Raw genomic sequence first — 8,025 nt, forward strand, 5'->3', positions numbered from 1 at the left:
ATAAAGGAAGGTGACTTTTTTTCACCCAAAAGTGTCTCGATTACGACACGCTCTTTATAACTTAATCTGTGATAATTCTGTGTTTCCATACAACAAATCTACTAGGTCGATTTGTTGCGCTAAGTTCTTGAATTCGGGATTGTCCGTTTAACATTGCTGCCAACGCTTTCGGGGTTTGCGATGTGGCGGATTAAAAACCACTTCACTGTCCCCCGATGCGAAGATAATTAAAAGCAGAAACTTTCAAATTAAATGTCAACCGCCATAGCGCAAACCCCGTGTTGGCGGTTCGTTGTTCTTTTTGTCCTGCGTTGTTGTCCCACCGCGAGAAACGATTTGTTAAAGGAGAAACTGTCGGGCGAGAATTTATTTTGGGGATTTGTCTTGTTATAAAAAACTTGTCGGTGCGGAAAAGTTGTCTGCCGATGTTTTTGTTTTTTGTATTTAAAAGTCCTTGCGAAATTGTCTGGCGGGAAAAGCGGTCGGCACAAGCGCAACTGTCCCGCTGAATTTTTTTGTTGCTTGGCTGTCCGCGAATAAAATTTTTGTCTGCCGATGAACAGCGAAGAAGAGTTGCAAAGTTGTCAGCCGAAAAATGTATTTGTATTTATTAAGTCACTCTCTGCAAACGATGGCGTGTCCTTTGTAAAACTTGATTGTCTGTCCCCGATAAGTTTTTTTCACAAAGTCAGCGCGGGACAGTCCCACGAGAAAAATTGTCAACGGAGTGAGAAGTTGTCTTGCTGAAAAAGTCGTGGAAGAATTGCGGGACTGTCCCCCGATGACTTTATAAATTGTCTGGAAAAACTGTCCAGGTTTTACAATGACCGCCAACGTTTTGCAAGTTGGAGAAGTGGCGGAGTTCGGAGCACTTCACTGTCCCGCAGCACAAAGGTAAATAAATGCACTAAAGTTCTACTTGCATGTCACCCGCCATTTCTCCAACTTGCTGTTAGCGGTAGTTTTTTCTGTCGTGTCTGTCTGCCGAGACAAACGAAACAAAAAAGTGAAGAACTGTTTGCCGATAAAAAGCTGTCCTAAAAAAATTGTCTGCCAAGACAGACACACAAAAAACTACACAATTGTCAGTGCGCAAAGTTGCTAAGAGAAAAGTTATTGTCTGCCGAGAACAACTGTCGAGGAAATGCGCAACTGTCCGCCATTTATTTTTTCTTTTGTTCTTCTTTTTTTTCTGCAAGCCCTACAATTGCCTTAAGTTTTAGTTCTCTTTCGTGTCTATGTATATACCATTCTTCAAACAAGAGTTCAATCAGTTCAAGCAATAGTTGGGCTTCTTTAGGTTCTACATCTATAATTAGATTAATATCTTTTTCCATATGAGCCCCGATGTTTCCTACTTTTCTAACTGAGTCAATGGATTTCCAAGTCAAAGGGTCAACTTTTTCTTCAATGGCATTTATTTCGTCAACTAACCTTGCTTTTGAAACACGCCAAAAGTCACGAATTATTCCCTGTAAACATCTTCTTGATAATGTCGCAGATGCTTTTGGACTTAATTCTAAAATTGCTGAAGCCTCTTCATAATCATTTTTGATTGCAACTGGAATATAGTCGGGGAAAACTTTTGCAAAAGAACCAGGAAGTAGTCGCCAATGCTTCAGTCTGTCTGGTTTTTCCCATCTATTAAGTGCGTTGTTGTATTTGTATGAGTGTAAAACTGCTGTCAAGGTGATTTTTTTACATTCTTCATTTGGACAAACAATCCATTCATTGCGAATTAGTCTATATCCTTCAGAGTTGTCTATTGTCATAGCATTCTCTGTCGCAGAAAAATTGTCACGGTTGATTGTTGTTTTTTTGTCGCAGTATGGACAAGTCCAGTTGAAAGTCATAATTTATTTTTTTTGTTTTTTTAAAATTACCGCTAACGTTCCGCGGGCGTGCGAAGTGCGGGATTAAAAAGCACTTGGCTGTCCGCGAGAACAAATATAATTAAATACTGAAAACATTTTTTCAAAAAGTAAACCCGCATTGCGCACGCCCGCTGTTAGCAATAGTGGCTCTGTCCTGCCGTCACTGTCCACCGTGCGAAGCATTTTGTTAAAGGAAAGGTCATAAATTTCTTTTTCATCTTGTAATGTAATAATAACATTGTCTAATAGTTGTCTGCCCGTGCGCAACTGTCCACCGCGTGCAAGCGTTTTCATTTTATTTTTTTTACGAAGCATTTTCTGTTTTTCTAAAAGTGCTTTCTGTGCTGGCAAAGATTTTGGTTTGTAGTTCATTATTTATTTTTTTATTTGTTGTTCCTTGCTCTCTTCAATGAATCTTTTTAGTTTAAGTAATTCTTCATCGCTGAGAAAAGATAAGTTTACATGAACATATATCGTATCATTCTCTTTAATCCATTGTATTAGTTCTGCGCGAGTCATATAACAAAATTAAAAAATGTGTTGCTGTCCGTTACCGTTAAGTTGTCTATTGTTGAACGATTGTCTGTCCGTTAAACTATTTTCCTTTTTTCTTTTTCTTCTGTCTATCCGCTCGCACTTGTTTGTCTACGGATATTACAAGTTGTCTAAAGTTCTTGTCTGGGTGTTCCGCAAAACTTGTCACATTGAAAAAACCTTGTGTCAGTCCGTTGATGAGCAGTCCCCGAAGTCCGTTAGTTTTTTTGTCGTTTGCCATTATTGCTAACGTTCCGCAAGTTTGCGCTGTGCGGATTTTCGGAGAAGGATTTGTCGGCAAGACAAATGCTTTGTAGAAAATCTGCACACCAAATTTACGATTTTGCCCGCATAGAGCAAACTTGCTGTTAGTGGCTGGGCGTTTTGTCTGTCGTGCAGTCGGTGTCTGTCCGCTACTTTTTTTTCTTTGTCGGGGAAGATGTTGCTTTTTTATTTGCGTCAAGAGCAACTGTCAGCCAGTAGTCAAAGTCCTTTTTGTTTGTCCAGCCGTCAGGACTTATGAGCAACCAACCAGCCATAGATTTTTTTCCTGAAAGGTCAAATGGTTTTGCTCCTTTTTTTGTCAATAGATTGTCTGTCTGCTCGGGAACGCAACGAAGAATAATATCGTCCTTGTAAACGCCTGCACACATTTTGTCATTAATCATTAAAGCGATACCGCCAAACATTTTTTTCTCAACTAAATTTTTTGTCCCTGCGAGAGATTGTCGGAGTTTGTCCGCTAATTTTTCATTGTAAGCCATAGTAAATTATTTTTCAGCAATTGATTTAATGTTAGAAAGAATTTTCCCTTGTATCTCACTCATCTTCTTTTTCATCATCAAGGCATTCATAATTCTTACCATCAAGTTAGCAGGTTCGTAATAAGATTCGTTTATGATTTTGGTTTGGTTGTCGCTAATCTTTTCAAGATAGAAACAAAATCTTGGGTCTTTCAACATCTTACCCATTCCCATACTGTCGTTTTCAATAGCCCAAACCGTTTTTTTTTCGTGAACAAGTTCAACCAATTTTTCTGTCATAGTTCCTCTCTTACCTCTGTTATCCATTTCGCAAGTTCTGGTTTCGCCTTGCTTGTCCATTCGTCCTGTGGCTTTAATAACCCCAGGATTGACTTTGTGAAGTTGATTAATGTCTGTAATGATTGCCCAAACTCTGCTGATTGGTGCGTTGATTACAGTTTCGTTGTGTGCTTGTAATTTGCTCATAGTTGTTAATTTTAAAATTGTCTGGGTGCAAAGATATAAATAATTACTTGCAATGTGCAAGTAATATTGTAAATTTGTCGTGTGAAGAAAAAGAAGATAAATAAAAGGTCGCTCTGTCCAATTAGTTCTGCATTGGATATTTTCGGAGACAAGTGGTCGTTGCTTGTCCTGCGAGATATTATGTTTGATAGTAAAAGCACTTACGGAGATTTTTTACAGTCGGAAGAAAAGATTGCTACCAATATTCTTGCAGATAGATTGTCTATGTTGGAATGGGCTGAAATGATTGTCAAGGAGGAGCATCCCGAAAATAAAACCAAATTTGTCTACAAGCCGACACAAAAGGCGATTGATTTAGTTCCTGTCTTTTTAGAGTTAATTGTCTGGAGTGATAAGCACGAAAAAATATCTGTCCGTGCAAAACAGTTTGCCAAACAGATACGGAAGGATAAAGATGCTGTCATTAAGCAATTGTCTGTCCACCTGAAAAGTTTGATGAAGAAGTAAGTGTCTGTCGGTGTCGTTTTTCGCCTTGCCACTAACGGTTCGGGGATTAGCGTAGGCGGGGATAAACCGCTACGAACTTGTCCCACGAAACAAAGGTAATAGAAAGCAATGAACTATAAAATTGCTCGTCTGCCCCGCTTACGCTAATCCCTTGTTATCTGCCGTTTTTATTTTTGTTGTCGTGTCTTTCCGCATTATGAATAAATGTTTGAACCCTCTCAAATAAAAGTTAAATTGTCTTGCTCGGTGATGCCAAAGTCCAGTGTTAGATGTCTGGTTGTGTCGGGTTACACAAATGGTGTCTATCGGCTCAAAATATTTTTCAAGTCGTTGGTAAAGTAGAAATCCAGTCGGAGTAAATTTCTTTTTTATCCATTGGTCGCCAATGAGCCACGCTACAACTTTATTTGGTCGTAAAATTCTATGAATTTCTTTTGTCACCTTTTCTAACTCGTCAAAAAATTCTGTCTGCTCGCAAGAAATTTTTCCAATGCAATTTTTGTCGTTAGAATATTTAATGTTGTCGGAATAGGGGCTGTCTATGAAAACGAAATCAACGCTGTTGTCGTCAAGTGGAATTTTTCTTGCGTCATTTTTTATTATGTCTGGACGAACAACATTAATGTCGTAGCCAATTACTTTTCTATTGAGTTCTTTTGCAACATCTATTGTTGTCCCGCTTCCGCACATCGGGTCAATTACCAAATCATTTTCCTTGGTATAGCGTTGTAGTAAATTCCAAATTACAAAAGCGGGTGTAACTCCATTGTATTTATTATTTCCGTGTGGTTTGTCTCCGTAATTCTGTGTAGGGAAATCCCAAAGAGTAGTGGATTCAAGTATTAATTCTTTTTTATTTTCCATTGAAAAGCAAATATCATTTTATCAACTTTTTTAAATCGTCAATGAATTTATCAAACATTTTTACTTTTCCGCTTTCCTCAATGTTGGTTTCACTCAAAACATAACTGCCGTCCAAATCAACTTCAACTATTGCTCTGCCTTTCTTTGCTGGATGTTTTATTGTGAGCGTTCCATCTTCATCTGGCGTAACGAAATAAACTTTTATGTGCTGTGTAACTTTATCTGAAGCAAGTTTGATTTTCCAGTAACCAGTTTGTGCAATTCTTTCTCTCAAAGTTACTTTGCTTGAAAGCACCGCAACTATTTTACTGTCCTTTGGATTGAAAATAATAATATCCACATCGGGAAGGTGAGAGCCAAATTTACCATAGTCAATAAGCAAATTTCTTTTTACTAATCCCATTTCTTTTGAAAGATTTTCTCCATTAGTTCTTTCAAGAGAATTTCCATTCACAACTTCAAGACCTAAACTTCTAACTTCATCCACAATAATAAACTCAATTAATTTTTCAAGATTTTTTCCTTTGAATGCTCTCCAAGATTGTTCGTGGTCGTCTCCGCCAAAATCTTTTTTGTGTTGTGCTTTTGCTTCTCGCAAAAGATTTGAAATGTGCCGATACGCTTCTTTGCCGAATTTCTCTTTCTTCTTTTCGTATAATGCAATGAGGTCTTTGATTGTCATAATTTTTCCATTATTAAAATATATTCTGTCGGATAAGCCAATTTTAGATTTTTATCATTTGCTTTTACAAATTGTCCCGTATCAGTGTTTCTTGTTGATGGCAACATTTTAGAGGGAATTTCTCTATGAATAACATCGTGAGTTTTGAAACCAATGTTTTCAAATTGCTCTTGGAAAACTTCTGCATTCAAAATATTTACTCCTTGAAATTGCGTATTGCCAATGACAATGCAAGCCCTACCACCTTTTTTTAAAACCCTTTTCATTTCAACAAATGTTTCCAGCAAATCAGCAAAATAATTTTTTACTTCTCTGCCTTTTTTATTCTCTCCTAATTGTAAAACAATTTCTTCTGCCAAAGAACTTTTTAAATCAATTTTTTCTCTGTTTGTGTAAGCACTGCCGATAAACTTTTTTCTGAACTCTGCTAACTCGCTCAAATATCCAAACCACAAAGACGGCAACTGATGTAAGTCAGCATATTCGTAAGAAGTTACATACGGAGGACTTGTTACGATTAGGGTCGCTTTATTTTTTTCGCAAGGCAAATTTCGGGAGTCGGCACATTGCACTACTCTGAATTTTCCAATGTTCTGTTTTATTTTTGAGTTTAACATTTTGTCAAACTCAAAATGTCTCTTAATCATTTTTTTTGATTGCTTGAGAAACAAAGTCAGCGGTTCGTAAATTTTTTTGTTTCGGTCTCTTGTTGGCTTAACACTTTTCTGTAACCAAATGGAACAAGATTTTAGAATTTGAGCGAAGGCAACTAAAAAGAAATTTCTGATGTCGTTATTTTTTACTTCCAAAATTCTCGCAAAGATGATTGATAATTTTTCTTTTTGCTGTGGCAAAAACCAGTAATCAATTCTTTCGTTTTTGGGAACAACCTTTAATGATTTTTTTAGAAAGAAATCATATTGTCCGTTTAATCTATTTTGTAAATCAAATTCTATCTTGCTAAATTCTTGTAAAAGTTCTGCTGTCTTAATAGGAGTTGTCTTGACTTTTGCAATTAAATATGCAATGTCGTTTATGTCTGTCCCAATTCCAATTCTGTTATTAACGATTGCTTCTACAACAGTTGTCCCGCTTCCTAAAAATGTGTCAATGACGATGTCGTTCTCGTTACTGTGTTCTTTTATCAGTCGGGATGCAAGTTGCGGAATAAATTTAGCGGGATAAGTATAGTAGCCGTGAGTAATGTAGGATGTGTCCTTGATTGTCTTGTCTGCGAATGACCAAGAGTAGTCAATGGGAATTGTTGAAAGAGTTGTCCGTTCTAAAACTGTCGTGTCGTTCATATTTATTTTTTCTTGTCGCCAAAGTTACAACTTTTTTGTCGTTGGAAAATAGTCGCTGTCGTTGGTTTTTAAAATGGCAGATAACGTTCCGCGGGCGTGCGAAGTGCGGGATTAAAAAGCACTTCGCTGTCCGCCAGCACAAATATAATTAAATGCTGAAAACATTTTTTCAAAAAGTAAACCCGCATTGCGCACGCCCGCTGTTATGCACCGTTTTTGTCTGGCGTGACTGTCCCACGCTACACGCGAAACTATAAACGAGAAATTGTCGAGACGAAAATGATTGTCCTGAAAAAGTGTCTGACGGGACTGTCACACGACAAAAACGAAACACTGTCTGTGCGCAACTGTCCGCTGTGCAGTTTTTATTTTGTCTTGAGTTTTTCTTTTAATGTCGCAAGCAGGATTTCTTTTTTCTTTTCTCCGACAACTCCTGTTGCGTATTGTGATTTCATGTCCGCGTTAAGCCAGTAGTCGCCACAGTTTGAAATAGAGTAGTCAGTGTCTTTTGGGTTTTGGTGTCCACCGTCAGAACATTTGTAGAAAGCAATTACATAATATTTTGTCGTTTCGAACTGTGATAGATACGGTCGGCAAAGCATTCCGTTGTCTCCCCAGACAGTCACAGTTTTTCTTGTCTCTTGTCCTTTATAAATGTCAATGACTTCAACTTCCATAGACATTGGTGTCTGTTTGCCGTTGATGTCTTTGTAGGTTAGATATTTTGTCACCTTAACCAAAGCGATAAAGTCTGTCTTTGGTGCAACTGTCAGAAAGTCGCCCTGATAATCACAGTCGCACGCGAAAGTTGTCTGTTCAACTGTCAATAAGAGGAGAACAAATGTTATTGTTAATCGTGTCATTTTTTTTGTCGTTTTAAAATGGTGCATAACGCTCTGTGGCTTGGCAGAAGTGCGGGAGTTTTTCCTACAAACTTTCTACGAAGCACGAAATAAAGTTAAAAGAAATAATTGTCCTACGAAGAATGAAAGCCCGCATTTTGCCAAGCCGCTGTTAGCGGCTGTGGATTT

General features: G+C 37.8%; 9 protein-coding genes. 1 reads left to right on the forward strand and 8 read right to left on the reverse strand.

Annotation, left to right across the window (positions count from 1 at the left end; translation table 11 throughout):
- Positions 1-1,163 precede the first annotated feature (1,163 nt).
- From HY063_01405 to HY063_01420, 4 genes are all read right to left on the reverse strand, one after another.
- Positions 1,164-1,853, reverse strand: a complete 690-nt coding sequence (locus tag HY063_01405) for a DUF4145 domain-containing protein (protein ID MBI3500424.1) — start codon at positions 1,851-1,853, stop codon at positions 1,164-1,166.
- Between the two features lie 63 nt (positions 1,854-1,916).
- Positions 1,917-2,246: a hypothetical protein gene (locus tag HY063_01410; GenBank protein MBI3500425.1), complete on the reverse strand. Its 330-nt coding sequence runs from the start codon at positions 2,244-2,246 to the stop codon at positions 1,917-1,919.
- 575 nt (positions 2,247-2,821) lie between these two features.
- On the reverse strand, positions 2,822-3,172 hold the full coding sequence (locus tag HY063_01415) for a TfoX/Sxy family protein (protein ID MBI3500426.1): 351 nt from the start codon (positions 3,170-3,172) through the stop codon (positions 2,822-2,824).
- A gap of 6 nt (positions 3,173-3,178) precedes the next feature.
- Positions 3,179-3,637: an SRPBCC family protein gene (locus HY063_01420; GenBank protein MBI3500427.1), complete on the reverse strand. Its 459-nt coding sequence runs from the start codon at positions 3,635-3,637 to the stop codon at positions 3,179-3,181.
- A 180-nt stretch (positions 3,638-3,817) separates the two neighbouring features.
- Between HY063_01420 and HY063_01425 the strand changes: the two genes are divergently transcribed.
- Positions 3,818-4,144, forward strand: a complete 327-nt coding sequence (locus HY063_01425; protein MBI3500428.1) for a helix-turn-helix transcriptional regulator — start codon at positions 3,818-3,820, stop codon at positions 4,142-4,144.
- A 138-nt stretch (positions 4,145-4,282) separates the two neighbouring features.
- On the opposite strand, the gene HY063_01430 is transcribed toward HY063_01425, so the two are convergent.
- From HY063_01430 to HY063_01445, 4 genes are all read right to left on the reverse strand, one after another.
- Complete coding sequence (locus HY063_01430) at positions 4,283-5,008, reverse strand: methyltransferase domain-containing protein (protein MBI3500429.1); 726 nt, start codon at positions 5,006-5,008, stop codon at positions 4,283-4,285.
- A gap of 13 nt (positions 5,009-5,021) precedes the next feature.
- Complete coding sequence (locus HY063_01435; GenBank protein ID MBI3500430.1) at positions 5,022-5,690, reverse strand: DNA modification methylase; 669 nt, start codon at positions 5,688-5,690, stop codon at positions 5,022-5,024.
- Positions 5,687-6,994 carry a site-specific DNA-methyltransferase gene (locus HY063_01440; GenBank protein MBI3500431.1) on the reverse strand — a complete coding sequence of 436 codons (1,308 nt, stop codon included), beginning with the start codon at positions 6,992-6,994 and terminating at the stop codon, positions 5,687-5,689. The genes HY063_01435 and HY063_01440 overlap by 4 nt, the downstream gene beginning before the upstream one ends.
- A 365-nt stretch (positions 6,995-7,359) precedes the next feature.
- Positions 7,360-7,725, reverse strand: coding sequence for a hypothetical protein (locus HY063_01445; GenBank protein MBI3500432.1), 366 nt, complete (start codon positions 7,723-7,725; stop codon positions 7,360-7,362).
- Between the last annotated feature and the right edge of the window lie 300 nt (positions 7,726-8,025).

It is taken from the genome of Bacteroidota bacterium, from assembly GCA_016195025.1.
In the GTDB taxonomy this organism is placed as follows: Bacteria; Bacteroidota; Bacteroidia; order Palsa-948; family Palsa-948; genus Palsa-948.